Raw genomic sequence first — 18,086 nt, forward strand, 5'->3', positions numbered from 1 at the left:
GCAGAACGCCGGGACCTGCGGGAAGGGGCAGCAACATGAGCTACGTACTGGGCTTCGAGGAGATCGACCGTACACGGATCGGGGTGGTCGGCGGGAAGGGCGCGAACCTCGGGGAACTGTCGCGCGTCGACGGTGTGGATGTCCCCGCGGGTTTCTGTGTGACGACCGATGCGTTCGCGCACATCCTCCGCGAGGCGGCGATCGCCCCACTGATCGACCGGCTCGCCGCTCTGGCCCCGGATGATCGCGAGCAGATCCGCGAGGTGAGCGCGCAGATCCGGCGCACGATCGAGGACTGCGCTGTTCCGGACGAGGTGACGTCGGCGATCGCGCGGGCCGTGTCGCAACTCGGCGAGCGCACCGCGTGCGCGGTCCGGTCGAGCGCGACCGCCGAGGATCTGCCGTCGGCGTCGTTCGCCGGGCAACACGACACGTATCTGAACGTGGTGGGCGCGGCGGATGTGCTGCGGCACGTCGGTCGGTGTTGGGCATCGCTGTTCACCGAGCGCGCCGTGACATATCGCCGGCGCAACGACATCGACCATCGGATGGTGCGGATGGCGGTGGTGGTGCAGCAGATGGTGATCCCGGATTCGTCCGGGATCATGTTCACCGCCGACCCGGTCACCGCCGACCGGACGGTGATCTCGATCGACGCCGGGTTCGGGCTCGGGGAGGCGCTGGTGTCCGGGCAGGTGACACCCGATGTGTACACGGTGCGCGGCGACACCGTGGTGGCCCGTACGATCGCGACCAAGCAACGTGAGCTGCGTGCCAGGCCGTCGGGTGGAACCCGGATGCAGGATGTGGAGCCGCGGCGACAGAGCGAGCCGGTGCTGTCGGATGCGCAGATCGTGCGGCTTGCGCAGGTAGGCCGACGCATCGAAGCGCATTTCGGTTGTCCGCAGGACATCGAATGGTGCTTGTGCGACGGCGATTTCCGCATTGTGCAGAGCCGTCCGATCACCACCCTGTTCCCGATCCCGAAGGCCGACGACGACGAGAACCGTGTGTACGTCTCGGTCGGCCATCAGCAGATGATGACCGACGCCATGACACCGCTGGGCCTGTCCTTCTGGCAGATGACGAGTTCGGCCCCGATGCGTGACGCGGGTGGGCGACTGTTCGTCGACGTCACCGAACGGTTGGCGTCCCCGACGGCCGGTCCGGCGCTGGTGGCCGCGCTCGGCAAGTCCGATCCGTTGATCGGGGATGCGTTGCAGACCGTCCTGGATCGCGGGTTCGTCCGGCACCGCGCGGACGAACCCGTCGGTGCAGTCCCGATACACAGCGCACCGGACGCGATCACGTCCGATCCGGCGATCGTCGAGGAGCTGATCGCACAGAGCGAGGCGTCACTCGCGGTGTTGAACCGCGACATCGCAGCAAAGTCGGGGACGGAGCTGATCGACTTCATCCGCACCGACATCGGCGAGTTGCGGCGGGCACTGTTCGATCCGCGGGGCCTACAGGTGATCATCGCCGGAATGGACGCCGCCGACTGGCTGAACGACAAGTTGTGGGAGTGGCTGGGTGAGCAGAATGTCGCCGACACGCTGTCCCAATCGGTTCCGCACAATGTGACATCGGAGATGGGTTTGGCGTTGCTGGATGTGGCCGATGCGATCCGCCCGCATCCGCAGGTGGCCGCTTTCCTTCAGCGCGTGGAGGATTCGGGATTCGACGACGCCGTGCTCCTCGACGAGTTGGGCACGTTGGACGGCGGCGGGAAGGCCCGCGCCGCCGTCGAAGGCTATCTCGACCGGTACGGCGCGCGGTGTGTCGGTGAAATCGACATCACCCGGCCGCGGTGGCGTGAATCCCCGACGACGCTGGTGCCTGCGATCTCCAGCAACATCAAGGGTTTCGGTCCGGGCGCTGCCGCTGAGCGTTTCGCGCAGGGTCGACGCGCCGCTGCAGAGAAGGAACGAGAGGTTCTGGACCGCGTGCGCGCCCTGCCCGACGGGGAAAGCAGGGCTGACGAAGCGAAGCGGATGATCGACCGTGTCCGCATGTTCGCCGGGTATCGGGAGTATCCGAAGTTCGGGATGGTGTGCCGCTACTTCGCCTACAAGCAGGCGCTGCTGCGTGAGGCGGATCGTCTCGTCCGATCCGGCGTGATCCGCGACCGGGAGGATATCTTCTACCTGCGGTTCGAGGAACTCGCCGATCTTGTTGCGATGCAGCGGGAACGCAACGAACTGATCGACGAACGGCGCGACGAGTTCCGTGCGTTCCGGTCGTCGACGGCGCCGCGGGTGCTCACGTCCGATGGAGAGATGCTGACGGGGGCGTATCGCAGCGATGGACTTCCCGACGGTGCGCTGGCCGGAATGGCGGTATCGAGCGGGACAGTCGAGGGGCGCGCGCGGGTGGTTCCGGACATTGCGCACGCCGATCTCGACGCCGACGACATCCTCGTCACCGCTTTCACCGACCCGAGTTGGACTCCGCTGTTCGTCGCGATCAAGGGTCTCGTCACGGAGGTGGGTGGGTTGATGACGCACGGCGCGGTGATCGCGCGGGAGTACGGTCTGCCCGCGGTTGTGGGCGTGGAGAACGCCACCCGTCTCATCCGAGACGGGCAGCGTATCCGCGTGAACGGGGCGGACGGGTACGTCGAGATCTTGGAGTAGCGAGCGCATCGCGTGCTTCTGTGTGGATTTGTGCCCGCAATGCGGACGCAAATCCACACAGAAGCCATCGTGTTGCACGGCACCGGGATCACAACTTAGACTGCCCTAAGTTACAGGGAGTAACTTAGCGAGTAGCAAGGGTGCACACACGTGATCGGCAGACGTCCGCGCAGGTTCGAGATCGACGACATCGTTCGCGTCGGTCGCGGACTCGGAATGCGCCGGCTGAGCATGAACGCCGTCGCCTCCGAACTCGGTGTCTCGTCGACCGCGCTGTACCGGGCCGTCGACGGCCGCTGGGGACTCGAACGCCTGGTCGGGGAGAGCCTGCTCGGCGACCTGGAACTCCACGACGACCCCGACGACAACACCGGACAACACCTGCTGTCCTTCGGGCTGCAACTGTGGAATTTCATCATCCGTCACCCCGGACTCGGGGTGTACATGCAAACCCTGTTTCCCCGCGGCGACGGCGGCCGGTCGCTGATGACACACCAGATCGAGGCACTGTGCCGGCGCGGATACGCCCCGGACGTCGCCCTCGCGATGTCCAGCGTCATCGCCAGCCTCGCCATCAACTTCGCGGCCGCCGAGGACGCACAGACCGAACGCATCGACGGACTCGAAGCGCAACGCCAGGAGATCACCGATCAACTCATGACCGATGAGAATCTGGGTGACGTCCACCGCGACCTTCCGCGTGTCGATCACACCGACTACGTGAAACTTGTTTTGTCAGCAACGATCCGGGGAGTTCTGTCGGCCGCCCCACCCGGGCGGCCACTCGATCAGGTAGTCGCCGACCTGGCGGCGGTAGGAGTGGAGGTCTGATGGCCAAGCGCGGATTCCAGGGGGCGATGATGCGCGGGTTCGGTGCCCGCGATCACGACGCCGTGGTGACCGGCACCGAACTGCTCGCACCGCACTTCCTGCGGGTGCGGATGTCGTCACCGACACTGTTCGACGACGCCGATCCGGGCCCTACGGCGTGGGTTCGGATCTGGTTCCCCGACCCCGACGACGGAAATGTCGAATACCAACGCGGATACACATTTTCGGAGACCGACCCGGAGTCGGGCACGTTCGCGATCGACTTCGTGCTCCACGAACCGGCCGGACCCGCGTCGACCTGGGCGAAACGCGCCACATCCGGCGACCACATCAGTGTCACCTCGTTCGGCTCGAAGACACTCGAGATCCCCGACGAACTGCCCGCCGGATACCTGCTGATCGGTGATTCCGCGTCGATTCCCGCGATCAACAGCATCCTGCGCGCCCTCCCCCACGATGTCGCCGTCGAGCTGTATCTCGAACGGCATCATGACGACGACCATCTCATTCCGATGGCCGATCATCCTCGGTTGCACACACAGTGGGTTCCCCGGACCGGATCGACCTCGCTGGCTGCGGCCGTCGAAGACCGCGACTGGTCGAACTGGTATGCCTGGGCCGGCCCCGAATCCGGCTCGCTCAAACACCTTCGGACCCGGCTGCGCGACGACTTCGGCTTCCCCAAGTCCGAGCTGCACGCGCAGGCGTACTGGTATCACGGACGCGCGATGGGCAAGCTACGAGCCACCGACGACACAGCCGTCACCGACGACACAGCTGTAGCCGACGACACGCCCATCGAAGCGCACACCACCGAAGCGCAGACCACCGGAGCGCCACCCGTCGAGGACTCCCGCGTCGAAACCCCTCTCGTGGCACCGGTATCCGAGAGAGGAACCTGGAGGGCACAGGCCGGCGGCCGGCTCATCGCCCCCCTCAAACCCACCCTCGTCACCGCCGGTGTCGTCCAGGCGATCGTCACCCTCATCCAGCTCGCCCCGTTCGTGCTCCTCACCGAACTGGCCCGTCGCATGCTCGACGGCGCACCGTCGGCGCAACTGTGGAGTCTCGGCGTGTGGGCGATCGGGCTGATGGGCTTCGGTGCGCTGCTCGCTGCTGCACTGACCCTGTGGCTGCACACCGTCGACACCCGCTTCGAACGCGATCTGCGGCAACAACTTCTCGGGAAGCTCGCGAAATTACCCCTCGGTTGGTTCACCTCCCGCGACTCCGGCCGGGTCAAACGGCTCGTGCAGGACGACACCCTGTCGTTGCACTACCTGGTCACCCACGCGGTGCCCGACGCGGCCGCCGCGGTCGTCGCACCGGTCGCCGTGCTGATCTACCTGTTCGCCGTCGACTGGCGGATCGCCCTCGCGTTGTTCCTGCCGATCCTCGTCTACATCGTGACCATGATCGTCATGATGGCCCAGTCCGGGCCGAAGATCGCGCAGGCCGCCCGCTGGGCCGAACGGATGGACACCGAAGCCGCCGGCTATCTCGACGGCCAGCCGGTGATCCGCGTGTTCGGAGGCGCCGCCGCTTCCACCTTCCGGACGCGGCTACGGGAATACATCGGGTTCCTCAACGACTGGCAGCGACCGTTCACCGGCAAGAAGACGCTGATGGATCTCACGACCCGCCCCGCGACCTTCCTGCTGCTCATCACTGCACTCGGCACCGTGCTCGTCACCGGCGGCACCAACCCGACGACGCTGCTGCCGTTCCTGTTCCTCGGCACCACCTTCGGAGCCCGGCTCCTCGGCCTCGGCTACGGCCTGTCCGGCCTGCGCGACGGGATGCTCGCCGCCCGCCGCATCCAGGTCGCGCTGGACGAACCCGAACTCGGATCGCGATCCGCCGCGGGCGCCATCCGTGACGGGGTCACCGCGGTACGGTTCGACGACGTCCGCTTCTCGTACCGGCCCGGCGTTCCGGTGCTCGACGACATCTGTCTCGACCTCGGCACCGGAACGGTCACCGCGCTCGTCGGCCGGTCCGGGTCCGGCAAGTCCACCTTGGCGGCGCTGCTCGCCCGATTCCACGACGTCGACGACGGCGCGATCCGCATCTTCGGTCGCGACATCCGCGAGTTGAGCCCGGACGAGTTGTACCGGCAGGTCGGCTTCGTGTTCCAGCAAACCCAATTGGTGCACGGCACGGTCCGCGAGAACATCGCGCTCGCTGTCCCCGACGCGACCGATCAGCAGATCGAGGCGGCCGCCCGCGACGCCTACATCCACGACCGCATCCTGGAACTGCCCGACGGCTACGACACGATGATCGGCGCGAACCCACCGCTGTCCGGCGGTGAGCAGCAACGCATCACGATCGCACGGGCGATCCTCGCCGACACCCCCGTCCTCGTCCTCGACGAGGCCACCGCCTACGCCGATCCCGAATCCGAATACTTCGTGCAGCGGGCCTTGAGCCGGCTCACCGAGGGGCGCACCGTCCTGGTGATCGCGCACCGACTGCACACCATCGTCGGGGTCGACCGCATCGTCGTTCTCGACGGCGGGCGCGTCGTCGAAACCGGCACCCACACCGAACTACTCGCCCGCGGTGGCCGATACCGGACACTGTGGGACGCGGGCACCGCCCCGACCGACCGATCCGTCACAGATCAGGAGTTCGCCCGATGATCCGGACCCTGCGCAGTGTGCTGCCGCCCGGCAGTCGCCGCCTCGTCACCGTGCACCTGACACTGACCGTCGTCGGGGTGCTGCTCCGCGCCGCCGGGGTCGTGCTGCTCGTGCCGCTCATCGGCGCCCTGTTCGGTTCGACTCCGTCCGATGCCTGGCCGTGGCTGGCCGCGCTCGCCGCCGTCACCGCCGGCGGTTGGGTCGTCGACGCGTGGGGTGCCCGCTTCGGATTCAACCTCGGGTTCGGCCTGCTCTCGCACGCCCAGCACGAGGTCGCCGACCGTATCGCCCGCGTCCGGCTCACCTGGTTCACCGCCGAGAACACCGCGACCTCTCGTCAGGCGATCGCCGCGACCGGTCCCGACCTCGTCGGCCTCATCGTCTATCTGGTGACGCCCCTGCTCGGCGCGGTGCTGCTGCCACTGGCCATCGCGATCGCCCTGTTTCCCATCTCGTGGGTGCTCGGGCTTGCGGCGCTCGCCGGGATACCGCTGCTGCTCGGCGCGTTCCTCGCGGCCGGCCGATTCTCCCGCACCGCCGACCGCGCCGCATCGGACACCAACATCGCGCTCACCGAACGCATCGTCGAATTCGCACGCACGCAGCAGGCACTGCGCGCGGCGCGGCGGGTCGAACCGGCACGCAGTCACGTGGGTAGCGCCCTCTCGGAGCAGCACGCGGCGACGTTCCGGTTGATCCTCATGCAGATCCCCGGTCAGGTGCTGTTCAGTCTCGCCAGCCAACTGACGCTGGTGATCCTGGCCGGTACCGTGACCGCGCTGACCGTGCGCGGCGACCTGACCGTCCCGGAAGCGATCGCCCTGATCGTCGTGATCGTCCGGTATCTCGACCCGTTCACCACCCTCGGTGATCTCACCGCGGGTGTCGAATCGTCGATGACCACCCTGCGCCGCATCCGCGCGGTGCTCACCGCCCCGGTTGCGGACGAATCCGGAACGATGACGATCGTTGGCCGACCACCGCGAATCGACATACAGAACATCAGTTTCCGATACGACGACGGCGCACCCGCGATCGTCGACGGTCTGAACCTGACCTTCGAAGCAGGCACCACCACCGCGATCGTCGGGCCATCCGGTTCCGGCAAGAGCACGATTCTGTCCCTGCTGGCCGGCCTGCACGAACCGGGCTCGGGTCGGGTCTTGATCGACGGCGTGGACGCTTCGGAACTGGACCCGGTTTCGCGGCATCACCTGACCGGCATGGTCTTTCAGCATCCGTATCTGTTCGACGGCACGATCCGCGAGAACATCCGGGTCGGCGACCCGGATGCGGACGACGCCGCGTTCGTCGGCGCCGCGGCCCTCGCGCGAGTCGACGAGATTGTCTCGGCCTCCCCGGACGGCTGGAACACTCGCGTCGGTGAAGCCGGTAGCGCACTCTCGGGTGGTGAGCGGCAACGCGTTTCGATTGCGCGGGCACTTCTCAAACCGGCCCCGGTCCTGCTCGTCGACGAAGCGACGAGCGCACTCGACACCGAAAACGAGATCGCCGTGGTGCGGGCACTGACCGCCGACCCGACACCGCGGACCCGCGTGATCGTCGCGCACCGGCTCGCGAGCATCCGCGCCGCCGATCGTGTCGTCTTCCTGGAGAACGGCCGGATCGTCGAGGACGGTACCGTCGACGACCTGCTGGCCGCCGGTGGCCGGTTCGCCGAGTTCTGGCGGGAACGCGACGCCGCAGCCGGGTGGCGGCTCGACACCGCACGCAGCGAGTAACGTCAGGGCACGGCAGCGAGGTGTCGCTCGAGCATCGGTGCGAGCGCGATCCTGGCATCGGTGAACGGATCGGTGCACCGCAGAGCCCGACTCTGCACGATGGCCCCTTCGATCACCGACAACAGCAGTCCCGCGACTGCGCGCGCGTCGGCGGCCGCGAATCCCGCCGCGACGAACCCCTCGGTGAGGACACCTGTCCATGCCGTGAACCCCTGGCCCGCCGCGGCACGCACCGGTGGGTTCTCCTCGTCGAGGGCCGCGGCCATCATGAACGAGCCGAGGCGGAGGTCGCCGGAGTCGAGGGGGTCCCGCCAGAACGCGAACAGGTCGTCGAGCCATTGCCCGACCGATTCGGCGCCGCGGAAACGTTCGGCCGTCACGGTCAGGTGGGACGACACCAGCCTGGTGACGATGCGGGTCGCGGTCTCGACGAGCTCACCCTTGCCACCGGGAAAGTGGTGGTAGAGGGAGTTGCGGGAGGTGTTGCTGCGTTTGAGCAGCTCGGTGAGACCGGCGGCGTGGACGCCGACCTCCTGAACCATCGAGATGGTGGTCGTGAGCAATCGGGCGCGCGGCCGCAGTGTCGTCAATCCGGACCCCTTCCCGCTTGTGTGAACCGATCGGTTCATGTTAGCTGTACTCCGCACGTGAACCAATCGGTTCACACGGAGAGGATGCCATGCCTGCCGCCATTGCCACCGCAGCTTCCGCCGCCCACGCCGCGATCCTCGGCATCGGTGCGTACCGGCCGCGCCGGGTCGTGCCCAACGCCGAGATCGTCGACCTCATCCAGTCCTCCGACGAATGGATCCGGACCCGCTCCGGCATCACCGCGCGCCGGTGGGCGGAACCGGACGAAACCATCGTCTCCATGAGCGTGGCCGCGGCCCGCGATGCGCTGGCCGCCGCCGGCGTCGACGCCGCCCAGATCGACACGGTCGTCTTGGCCACGTCGTCGCAGATGGTGCTCGGCCCGTCGGCCGGCGCGATCGTGGCGTCGGAACTCGGCATGGAGGACACCGCGGCATTCGACGTCTCCGCCGGGTGCGCCGGATTCTGTTACGCCCTCGGCAACGCGGCCGGCCTCGTCCGCACCGGTCAGGCACAGCATGTGCTGGTCATCGGCGTGGAACGACTCTCCGACCTGCTCGACCCGACCGACCGGACCTGCGCGTTCATTTTCGCCGACGGGGCCGGTGCCGTGGTGGTGGGACCGTCCGACACCGAAGGAATCGGCCCGGTCGCCTGGGGTTCGGACGGCACCCAGACCACAGCGATCAAGCAGGACAAGGACTTCAAGACTTTCTTCGCCGAGGTCGCCGAGGCCGCCGGTAGTGACGTCGCACCCGAACGCCCCTACATCCGGATGAACGGCGCCGCCGTGTTCCGCTGGGCCGTCACCTTCCTCGAGAAGGCCTGCCGCGGAGCCTTGGAGAAGGGCGGCGTCACCGTCGACGATCTCGACGCCTTCGTGCCGCACCAGGCCAACAGCCGTATCACCGATGCGCTCGTGCGGGCACTGGACCTTCCGGACTCCGTCGCGGTCGCCCGCGACATCGTCGAAACCGGCAACACCAGCGCCGCTTCGATCCCGATGGCGATGGAGGAACTGCTCCGGTCCGGCGCCGCGAAGCCCGGTGACACCGCCTTGCTCGTCGGATTCGGTGCCGGACTCGCGTACGCGGGTCAGGTGGTGAAGTTGCCGCCGCTGGCCTGAATCGACGCTCGCGCAGCGTATTCCCAAGGCTCGGGCATGACGTTCCGGCGCTCGGGCAGCAGTGATGTGAAGGCGCGATGCGACTGCTGCGGCCGCATCTGCCTTCGCCGAAAAGTTCGTCCCGAGAGCAGAATCTACATACGTATACAATTGCCGTTGTCCCGGACCGCGAAGAACGCGGACCGCTCTAGATCAGCCTGCCCGATGGCGGTCCACCAGGAAAGTCATCAGCGTCGACATGGGAGTATGGGCGACACGACGACCTGGCCGCTGCGGTGTCCGGCACAGCGTGCAATGCAGAATCGGGGTAGATGCGTATGGCAACGAGCAGGGATGTCGCACGGCTCGCGGGGGTGTCCCAGGCCACGGTCTCGCGCGCGCTCAGCAACGGCAAGGTCAGTGCAGCCACCCGTAAGAAAATCCTGGAGGCGGCCGCGTCAGTGGGATACGTCCCGAATCTCGGGGCGCGAGCAATGAAGACGGGCCGCGTCGACACCATCGGGGTCGTCGTCGCTGACCTGACCAATCCGTTCTACCCCGAGATCCTCGATGCATTGACCGAGTACCTGGACCGAGCGGGACAGAAAGTGACGTTGTGGAACTCCGACGGGCCCGGCAATGATGCTGCCCTGGAAGCGATCAACGCCGGATCGATCGACGGCGTCATTTTCACCACGGTGGTCGAAGCCTCGGCTCCACTGCGCGCCGCGCTGGCTAAGAACAGCCCCGTCGTACTGATCAATCGAGTCGTCGAGACTTTGCAGTGTGATCAGGTGGTCAGCGACAACGCGGTCGGCGGCGGCACAGTTGCCGACTACTTTCTCGCCAACGGACACACCAAGATTGCAATGCTCGGCGGGCCGTCCAGCGCCAGTACCGCCCGCGACCGGACCCGTGGTTTCGCTGAGCGGTTGCGCGAGGCCGGGGTGCCTTTGCGGGCCGAATGGACTGTGGAGGGAACCACATTCAGTCACGACTACGGGTATGCCGCAGCGAGTAAGATCCTCGCGTCCGCAGACCGGCCGACGGCGATCTTCTGCAGCAATGATCTGATCGCATTCGGCGCGCTCGACGCCGCACGTGCCGCTGATGTCGCTGTGCCGGAAGAACTGTGGGTGGTCGGATATGACGATATCGCGATGGGTGCATGGCCGGCGTTCGATCTGACCACGATGCACCAACCGACGCGGACGATGGCGGAGGCCGGGGCTGAAGCTCTGCTCGAACGAATCGAGAATCCGAACGCACCGTACAAGACACTGACTTTCCGTTCCCACCTGGTTCAGCGGGGGTCGACGGCGGCCACACCACCGACCGCTTCGACACCGCCGCGCACCGACGACACGCCTCGACACGACGACGACGGAGCGCCGGTGTTCAGCTACGGCGGATAGCGTTCTGCCCGGGCGTTCGCCCCGCCAGAGACCACGACGTCCGGGTCGCGCAGTCGCGACCCGGACGCATGTCACACCGTTCAGTGGTCTCGCATCTACCGTCCCGTGGTGGGGTCGTGTTCTTCGCTCCATCCTCGGCGTAGCCGCACCCGAGGTGCCGTTTCCGGTGACCAGTACGCACCGGCGATCGTGATGACCGAGGTGAGCACCATGTATCCGGCGACGAGCCAGTAGCGATCGAAGTCGGGGCCGACCAGGGCGGTGGCGAGCAGAGGCGCAAATCCACCGGCCAGCACTGCGGCGACCTGAGGCCCGACCGACGCCCCCGAATACCGCAGCTTCGGCTCGAACAGCTCGGTGAAGTAGGCCGGTTCCACCGAATAGCACAGGTCGCGCCCGATGTTGCAGGTCAGGATGAGCATCAGCAGAATCATCAGGAAGTCGCCGGTCTGCACGCCCCAGAAGAACGGATATGCCATCAGCGCCATGACCACCGCGCCGGCTATCACTGTGTAGCGGCGGCCCCACCGGTCCGAGACCCAGCCCCAGAACGGAATGGTGAACAGACCGAGGCCTGCCATGATCATCGTCGCGAGCAGGATGTCGTTCTTGGCAACCAGAATTTCGGGACCGTAGGCCAGCAGGAACGTGGTGTAGATGTAGTAGTTCGCGTTTTCGGCGAAGCGCATCATGATGACCCGCACGATGGTCACCGGCCGGGTCTTGATGACCGTGACGACGGGCATCTTCTCGATTTCGCCCTTCGCCTTGATTTCTTCGAAGACCGGGGATTCGGCGACCTTGCTGCGAATGTAGAAGGACAGTGCGACCAACACGATCGACGACAGGAACGGAATCCGCCAACCCCAGGATTCGAAGGCTTCCTCGGGCAGCAACCCGACGACCAAGAAGAAGGCTCCGTTCGCCAGCAGAGTGCCGGCCGGCACGCCGATCTGCGGCCACGAGCCGAAGAATCCGCGACGCTTCGGTGGTGCGTACTCGGTCGCCATCAGCGCCGCGCCGCCCCATTCCCCGCCGACCCCGAGTCCTTGCACAATGCGCAGCAACACCAAGATGATCGGGGCTGCGATGCCGATCGAAGCGTAACCGGGCAGACAGCCGATCATGAACGTTCCGAAGCCCATGAGGCCGAGGGTCATCATGAGCATCTGCTTGCGGCCGACCCGATCGCCGAAGTGCGCGAAGATCACTCCGCCGATCGGTCGTGCCGCGAAGCCGATCGCATAGGTACTGAACGACAACAAGATCCCCACGAAGGGATCGACGTTCGGGAAGAACTGGCTGTTGAGGATGATCGCCGCGGCGACACCGTACACGTAGAAGTCGTACCACTCGATACACGAACCCAGTACCGAGGACACCATCGCCCGCCGGCGCATGGCCGGATCGACGGTCACGGCAGGAGCAGCGGAACTCGGTGGTGGCGGGTTCGTCGATGCGTCGACAGACATGTGAGCTCCAATACTGAAGAAACGGGGAGTGGCGCAGATTGCATCTAATCGAGCCTGGCACAGATTGTATACGTAATCACTTCAGATACGAAGAGGTTTCTGTTCGCCCTGGACCCCATGCGTGATTCCACCAAGAGGGAACGCGCATATACGCAGCTCAAAAGCGGATGTAGCGGAGCCTACCGACGGAAATAGCGCAGCACCCTTGCCGACCTGATGTGCATACGTATACAATTCCAGTCAGTGACCGGCGCCATGTTGGGAGCGGTCACGTGACTTCCATCGGCGGGCGACCGTCCGCCGACCACTCGATGGAGGAGTTCTCAGATGACGACCGCCGCAACTCACCGCCCCGAGATCCGCACCCTCGACCTCAAGGTTCCTCAGAAGGAGAGCGTCGAGCGAGGCAGCACCTCGTCGGTGCGGACGACCGTGGAGAACGTCATCGAGGACATCCGGCAGCGCGGTGACGCCGCCGTGCGGGAGTACTCGGAGAAGTTCGACAACTACGCGGCCGACAGCTACCTGCTCAGCGACGAACAGCTCGACGAGATCGTTGCGCGGGTGCCGCGCCAGGTGATCGAGGACATCACGTTCGTGCAGGAACAGGTCCGGCTGATGGCCCAGAAGCAACTCGAATCACTCACCGATTTCGAGATCGAAACCCTCCCCGGCGTGTTCCTCGGGCAGAAGAACGTCCCGATCCAGGCGGCCGGCGCGTACATCCCCGGCGGCAAGTACCCGCTGCTCGCCAGCGCACACATGACGATCATCACCGCCAAGGTGGCCGGCGTCGAACGAGTAGCCGCCTGCACACCGCTGATCCGCGGTGAGGTGCCGGACGCGACCATCGCCGCGATGCGCCTGGCCGGAGCCGACGAGATCTACCTGCTCGGCGGTATCCAGGCGGTCGCCGCGATGGCCGTCGGCACCGAGACCATCCGCCCGGTCAACATGCTCGCCGGCCCCGGCAACGCCTTCGTCGCCGAAGCCAAGCGGCAGTTGTTCGGCGAGGTCGGCATCGACTTGTTCGCGGGCCCGACCGAGGTGCTCATCGTCGCCGACGAACACGCCGACCCGTTCATCGTCGCGGTGGACCTGCTTTCGCAGGCCGAACACGGCCCCGACTCACCGGCGGTGCTCATCACCACCAGTGAAGAACTCGGCCGCGCCGTGATCGAGCACATCGACACCATCCTGGTCGACATGCCCACCCGTGACTACGCGGACGTGGCCTGGCGCGACTGGGGCGAGGTCCGGGTCGTCGGGACCTTGGACGAGGCGTACGCGCTGGCCGACGAGTACGCATCCGAGCACGTGCAGATCCTCACCGAGAATCCGCGCGAAGCGCTCGACAAGATGCACGACTACGGCGCTCTCTTCCTCGGTGAAGGAACCTGTGTTTCCTACGGGGACAAGGTCATCGGCACCAACCACGTGCTGCCCACCCGCGGTGCGGCCCGCTACACCGGCGGCCTGTGGGTCGGCAAGTACCTGCGCACCGTGACGTACCAGGAGGTGACCAACACCGAGTCCAGCGCATTCTTCGGTGAACTGTGCGGCCGCGCGGCCCGGGTGGAGTACTTCGAGGGTCACGCTCGGTCCGGCGATGTGCGCGCCGCCAAGTACCGGGGCGAGGCGCTGTCGTGGTCCGATCACCGCTTCACCACGTAGGCAGAAGCACATTCGGCAGATACACCATCCGCCGACCGGTCGCGGTCTCCAACGATGTTGTGTCCCAACAGTATTTGCTGTGATCCGGCCCCTGACCCCGATACTGCGACGCAGTGTTACCTCCGGAATCCGAATCCGAAAGTAGAACTATGACCACTCTGGACAAGATTTCACGTGCCAGCGTCGTGGGATCGGGGTACATGGGCGGAGGGATCGCGCAGGTCCTCGCCTTGGCCGGATATCCTGTGACCCTTGCCGATGTCGATGCGGCAACCGCGCGAGAGTCGCGTGAGCGGCTGATCGCACAGGCTGCGCAGTACGAATCCCTGGGTTTGTTTGCCGTCGATGCTGCCGCGACGGTCGCCGATAATCTCAGTGCCGCATCGTCGATCGAGGATGCGGTCTCCGACGCGGACTACATCACCGAAGCGGTACCCGAGGTCATCGACATCAAGCTGGGCACACTGCGTCGGGTAGCGGCCTCGGCGCGAACGGACGCGATCATCGGTACCAACACCTCGGCGATCCCGATCGAGGACCTCGCGAAGGAAGTCCGCGGTCCCTCTCGCTTCCTCGGCGTGCATTGGATGAACCCCGCACCGTTCATCCCCGGTGTCGAGCTGATCGCCGGCACCGCCACGGACCCGGAGGTTGTCGGCATCGTCGAAACGTTCATCAGATCGCTCGGCAAGATCACCGCCAGAGTGGCCGACACACCTGGTTTCGTGGCCAACCGGCTGCAATTCGCGCTGTACAAGGAAGCCCTGTCGATCGTGGAGGAGGGGACCGCGACACCGGAGCAAGTAGACGCCGTCGTCAGCAGCACATTCGGTTTCCGACTCGCCCTCTTCGGGCCGTTCGCCATCGGGGACATGGCGGGGTTGGACGTCTACAAGGGTTCCTACGACACCCTCGAGCGGGCCTACGGGCAACGGTTCGCCGCGCCCGGCCTACTCGTCGACCTGATCGAACAGGGCCGGCTAGGAATCAAGTCCGGTCGCGGTCTGCTCGACATCGCCGACTCGGAGAAGGACGCGCTCGTCGCCTACCGCGAACAGGCCTACGCCCGATTGTCCGCGCTGCGAGCGGACCTCGGTCCCGCACCCGGTCTGTAACAAGGCAATTCGGAAGCATGGTCCACCACTCGCTGCCTGCCCGATTCGGGCGGGCAGCGAGTGGTTTCGCAACCGCACAGATAGTCGCGGTTGCTCACATCGATGCCGCACCCCTGGACTGTGCGTGCTCCCTACCGTGGTGTTCGCCGGGTAAGGCTCCATCCGGTCCGGTGAACGAGTGCACCGACCAGTGCCCCCAGCACGCCACCACCCAGAACCAGTGCAGCCATGTACCCGAAGGGTGAGGGAGAGTCGATGCTGACGGACGCGAAGTCGAGCGGCTGGTAGCCGGCGATGTAGAAGTCGAACGGCCGCGAGGCGAACCACCACAGCACGGCAGCGCCGGCGATCCCGCACAACACACCGAAACCGGTGAACACCAGCACGGTCATGATCGTCGGCCGCGGCTTCATGGCCCGTCCGTCACCGGGCCGTCGGATCCGTCCGCCACGGACGGGGTGTTCGTCGGGATGCCGTGCCCGGGCATCTCCCACAGTTGTGCAGGGTCGAGGTCGCTGTCGTCGCCGATGTCCTCGGGTCCGCCGCCGAGACAGACCTGCCCGTAGTCCATCGCCGGTATCACCGTCGATTCCACGACCGGGCTCGTCTGTGCGTTCACGGCGATGATTTTGACACGTCTACCCGACAACCGTGCGGTGTCGCGCCGCCGGCCACAGTGCCCTCACACACCCCGGTGAGAAAACCCCACTCGTCGAGCGCACGGCCGACACGTTGCCGTGCGTGCTCGCTCCACGATCACCCGCCGGGCCGCCGTGAGCCCTGCCCGCCGAACCTGGTGGACGCGGCTCACGGCGGCCACCCGCTACTGGGCGGTCCAGCCTCCGTCGACGCGAATGGACGTTCCCGTGATCATGCGGGAAGCGTCGCCTGCGAGGAACTCCACGGCAGCGGCGACATCGGCGGACTGGGCCATCATGCCCAGCGGGATGCTCCCGAGCACGAACTCTCGAAAAGCAGCGTCCTCGAAGAACTCCCGAGTCATTTCGGTCTCGACGAAGGTCGGGGCGACGGTGTTCACCCGGATACCCTCGGGCCCGAGCTCGAGCGCGAGCGCACGGGTCATGCCCTCGACCGCCCACTTCGATCCGCAGTACACGCTCCGCTTCGGTCCGCCGACATGCCCCATCTGCGAGGAGATCATGATGATCGACCCGCGACGGCCGTCCCTGCGCATGGCACGTACGGCCTGCTGTGTGACGAAGTACGCGGCTCGCACGTTCACGTCGAATACCGTGTCGAAGTCGTCGGCGCGCACCTCGTCGAGGTTCTGCGGAATGTTCGTCCCCGCCGAATTGACGAGCACGTCCACGGTTGCACCCTGGAACAACTCGGTGACGGTGTCGATATCGGTGACGTCCAGCGGGTAGGTCTCGGGGCGGCGTCCCACCACCGAAGCGATGTCGGCTGCGGCCGAGTCGAGCCGGTCCGCGTTGCGGCCGATCAGATGAACGTGGGCACCGGCGCGGGCCAACGCGAGAGCACTGGCCCGGCCGATATCTCCGCCACCGCCGGTCACCCACGCATGTTTGCCGGTGAGCGAGATGCCGGTCGAGGAAAGAGATTCCGGCGCGCTCACTTGATCGCCTGCGGATTCAGCGGCGACCCGACGGCGCCGGGAATGTGCAGGGGCGGTCCGACGAAGAGGAACTCGTACGTACCGTCCTCGGCGCAGTCAGCGGCGAGATCGTCGAGATGCCAGATTTCGCCCACGAGCAGCCCCATCGAGACCAGCATGATCAGGTGCAGCGGCTGGAACGTGTCGGGAAGCTCGTTCGGCCGGACCTCTGCGCCCCACGTATCGGTGGCAATGGCGGCAACTTCCTTCGCGTGCAGCCACGACGCGCACGACAACGACAGACCCGGGGCGTCGCCCGCGGAGTAGCCGCCCCATGCCGGCAGATGCTTGCGGGCCTGCATGTCACCGGTGCGGATGAGCACCACATCGCCCCGCTGCACCTGGACACCGAGCTTCTCGCACGCTTCGTCGAGATCCTCGGGGTAGATCGCCTCGCCCGGCTCGAGGTGTGTGCGTCCCTTCACCTTCGGGATGTCGAGGAGGACACCGCGCGAAACCACGGTCGGGAAATTCTCGACGCCGCCCTTCTTCGCTCCCGTGAACGTGACCTCGCCGGCGCTGAACCCGTTGTACATGACACCGTCACGGAAGATGTGCCCGAGCGCATCCCACTGCGTACCTCCCTGTAGGAACAGGAAGAGGCTGTCGTCGGCGAATCCCCATCCGAGCGGATCGCTGCTGTACGTCTGGGTATGCGCCAGGTGGTCGGTTCCGGTCGCGGCCATCTGATGCACGGGATTCACCCTGCCGAATGCGCCTGTCTGCGGACCGTTGCCGTCGAGCGGAAGCTGCAGCGAGATCGCCTTGCCGGTGCGGACGAGCGAGGCCGCGTTGCGAATGACATCGGGGGTGATGTGGTTGAGGGTGCCCCGCTCGTCGTCGTCGCCCCATCGGCCCCAGTTGGAGCAGGACTTGTACAGCTTGTGGAACAGATCGAAGGTGATCTCCGGGTGTGCGGTTGACATCGTTATCGACTCCTTTGTCCAATGCCGAGCGATCAGGGCGTTCTCGCGGATTCGGTGAGCGCACCGCCGTGCTGGATCACGAATCCTCCTCGATATGTGATGCACCTATCATTGATGCATACGTATGCTAAGTCAAGGCCATGGAGGTGCCCGCGAGCGCGGCCCCGACCCGGAGGTCGACGCGTGGACCCAGCGAGTGAGCGCACGAACGGAAGACCGGATGCCCGGCAGCATTGCAACACATTGGAAACCCCGCCGTCTCGAAGATCGCACAGAACCGGGCGAACTCACGAAGAGC

Annotated in this window: 14 protein-coding genes; 8 read left to right on the top strand and 6 right to left on the bottom strand. The window is 66.0% G+C overall.

Annotated elements, in window-relative coordinates; translation table 11 throughout:
* Window positions 1-35: 35 nt before the first annotated feature.
* The 4 genes from rph (at window position 36) to WAX14_RS00685 (ending at window position 7,854) form a co-directional block, all read left to right on the top strand.
* Window positions 36-2,636 carry a rifamycin-inactivating phosphotransferase gene (gene rph / locus WAX14_RS00670; protein WP_422626168.1) on the top strand — a complete coding sequence of 867 codons (2,601 nt, stop codon included), beginning with the start codon at window positions 36-38 and terminating at the stop codon, window positions 2,634-2,636.
* A gap of 150 nt (window positions 2,637-2,786) precedes the next feature.
* Window positions 2,787-3,467, top strand: coding sequence for a TetR/AcrR family transcriptional regulator (locus WAX14_RS00675; protein WP_422626169.1), 681 nt, complete (start codon window positions 2,787-2,789; stop codon window positions 3,465-3,467).
* Window positions 3,467-6,112 (top strand): ABC transporter ATP-binding protein/permease, encoded by a 2,646-nt coding sequence (locus WAX14_RS00680; RefSeq protein WP_422626170.1) that lies wholly within the window; start codon window positions 3,467-3,469, stop codon window positions 6,110-6,112. The genes WAX14_RS00675 and WAX14_RS00680 overlap by 1 nt, the downstream gene beginning before the upstream one ends.
* Window positions 6,109-7,854 (top strand): ABC transporter ATP-binding protein, encoded by a 1,746-nt coding sequence (locus tag WAX14_RS00685; protein WP_422626171.1) that lies wholly within the window; start codon window positions 6,109-6,111, stop codon window positions 7,852-7,854. Before WAX14_RS00680 ends, WAX14_RS00685 begins: the two co-directional genes overlap by 4 nt.
* 2 nt (window positions 7,855-7,856) lie before the next feature.
* Here the strand turns inward: WAX14_RS00685 and WAX14_RS00690 are convergent, their stop codons facing one another.
* Window positions 7,857-8,444 (bottom strand): TetR/AcrR family transcriptional regulator, encoded by a 588-nt coding sequence (locus WAX14_RS00690; RefSeq protein WP_422626172.1) that lies wholly within the window; start codon window positions 8,442-8,444, stop codon window positions 7,857-7,859.
* Between the two features lie 89 nt (window positions 8,445-8,533).
* Between WAX14_RS00690 and WAX14_RS00695 the strand changes: the two genes are divergently transcribed.
* Together WAX14_RS00695 and WAX14_RS00700 are read left to right on the top strand one after the other, a co-directional pair.
* The gene (locus WAX14_RS00695) at window positions 8,534-9,571 is read left to right on the top strand and encodes a beta-ketoacyl-ACP synthase III (RefSeq protein ID WP_422626173.1); all 1,038 of its coding nucleotides are present in this window, start codon (window positions 8,534-8,536) and stop codon (window positions 9,569-9,571) included.
* A 317-nt stretch (window positions 9,572-9,888) separates the two neighbouring features.
* The gene (locus WAX14_RS00700) at window positions 9,889-10,965 is read left to right on the top strand and encodes a LacI family DNA-binding transcriptional regulator (RefSeq protein WP_422626174.1); all 1,077 of its coding nucleotides are present in this window, start codon (window positions 9,889-9,891) and stop codon (window positions 10,963-10,965) included.
* Window positions 10,966-11,060: 95 nt separating this feature from the next.
* Here WAX14_RS00700 and WAX14_RS00705 read toward each other — a convergent pair whose 3' ends face one another.
* A complete protein-coding gene (locus tag WAX14_RS00705) occupies window positions 11,061-12,437 on the bottom strand; it encodes an MFS transporter (protein WP_422626175.1) in 1,377 nt (458 codons plus the stop codon).
* A gap of 327 nt (window positions 12,438-12,764) precedes the next feature.
* Here WAX14_RS00705 and hisD point away from each other — a divergent pair, with 327 nt between their 5' ends.
* Together hisD and WAX14_RS00715 are read left to right on the top strand one after the other, a co-directional pair.
* The gene (hisD, locus tag WAX14_RS00710; protein WP_422626176.1) at window positions 12,765-14,111 is read left to right on the top strand and encodes a histidinol dehydrogenase; all 1,347 of its coding nucleotides are present in this window, start codon (window positions 12,765-12,767) and stop codon (window positions 14,109-14,111) included.
* A 149-nt stretch (window positions 14,112-14,260) separates the two neighbouring features.
* Complete coding sequence (locus WAX14_RS00715) at window positions 14,261-15,226, top strand: 3-hydroxyacyl-CoA dehydrogenase family protein (RefSeq protein WP_422626177.1); 966 nt, start codon at window positions 14,261-14,263, stop codon at window positions 15,224-15,226.
* A 131-nt stretch (window positions 15,227-15,357) separates the two neighbouring features.
* Here WAX14_RS00715 and WAX14_RS00720 read toward each other — a convergent pair whose 3' ends face one another.
* From WAX14_RS00720 to WAX14_RS00735, 4 genes are all read right to left on the bottom strand, one after another.
* Window positions 15,358-15,639: a hypothetical protein gene (locus tag WAX14_RS00720; protein WP_422626178.1), complete on the bottom strand. Its 282-nt coding sequence runs from the start codon at window positions 15,637-15,639 to the stop codon at window positions 15,358-15,360.
* Window positions 15,636-15,845: a hypothetical protein gene (locus tag WAX14_RS00725; RefSeq protein WP_422626179.1), complete on the bottom strand. Its 210-nt coding sequence runs from the start codon at window positions 15,843-15,845 to the stop codon at window positions 15,636-15,638. The genes WAX14_RS00720 and WAX14_RS00725 overlap by 4 nt, the downstream gene beginning before the upstream one ends.
* A gap of 204 nt (window positions 15,846-16,049) precedes the next feature.
* Window positions 16,050-16,823, bottom strand: a complete 774-nt coding sequence (locus WAX14_RS00730; protein WP_422626180.1) for an SDR family NAD(P)-dependent oxidoreductase — start codon at window positions 16,821-16,823, stop codon at window positions 16,050-16,052.
* Complete coding sequence (locus WAX14_RS00735; RefSeq protein ID WP_422626181.1) at window positions 16,820-17,788, bottom strand: cyclase family protein; 969 nt, start codon at window positions 17,786-17,788, stop codon at window positions 16,820-16,822. The genes WAX14_RS00730 and WAX14_RS00735 overlap by 4 nt, the downstream gene beginning before the upstream one ends.
* Window positions 17,789-18,086 lie beyond the last annotated feature (298 nt).

This window comes from Rhodococcus sp. (in: high G+C Gram-positive bacteria) (genome assembly GCF_049299235.1).
Lineage (GTDB): Bacteria > Actinomycetota > Actinomycetes > Mycobacteriales > Mycobacteriaceae > Rhodococcus.

Bases quoted from the DNA above. Each gene is read 5' to 3' on its own strand.
- rph (WP_422626168.1), top strand. From the start codon at position 36: ATGAGCTACGTACTGGGCTTCGAGGAGATCGACCGTACACGGATCGGG.
- WAX14_RS00680 (WP_422626170.1), top strand. From the start codon at position 3,467: ATGGCCAAGCGCGGATTCCAGGGGGCGATGATGCGCGGGTTCGGTGCC.
- WAX14_RS00685 (WP_422626171.1), top strand. From the start codon at position 6,109: ATGATCCGGACCCTGCGCAGTGTGCTGCCGCCCGGCAGTCGCCGCCTC.
- WAX14_RS00695 (WP_422626173.1), top strand. From the start codon at position 8,534: ATGCCTGCCGCCATTGCCACCGCAGCTTCCGCCGCCCACGCCGCGATC.
- WAX14_RS00700 (WP_422626174.1), top strand. From the start codon at position 9,889: ATGGCAACGAGCAGGGATGTCGCACGGCTCGCGGGGGTGTCCCAGGCC.
- WAX14_RS00705 (WP_422626175.1), bottom strand. From the start codon at position 12,437: ATGTCTGTCGACGCATCGACGAACCCGCCACCACCGAGTTCCGCTGCT.
- hisD (WP_422626176.1), top strand. From the start codon at position 12,765: ATGACGACCGCCGCAACTCACCGCCCCGAGATCCGCACCCTCGACCTC.
- WAX14_RS00715 (WP_422626177.1), top strand. From the start codon at position 14,261: ATGACCACTCTGGACAAGATTTCACGTGCCAGCGTCGTGGGATCGGGG.
- WAX14_RS00720 (WP_422626178.1), bottom strand. From the start codon at position 15,639: ATGAAGCCGCGGCCGACGATCATGACCGTGCTGGTGTTCACCGGTTTC.
- WAX14_RS00735 (WP_422626181.1), bottom strand. From the start codon at position 17,788: ATGTCAACCGCACACCCGGAGATCACCTTCGATCTGTTCCACAAGCTG.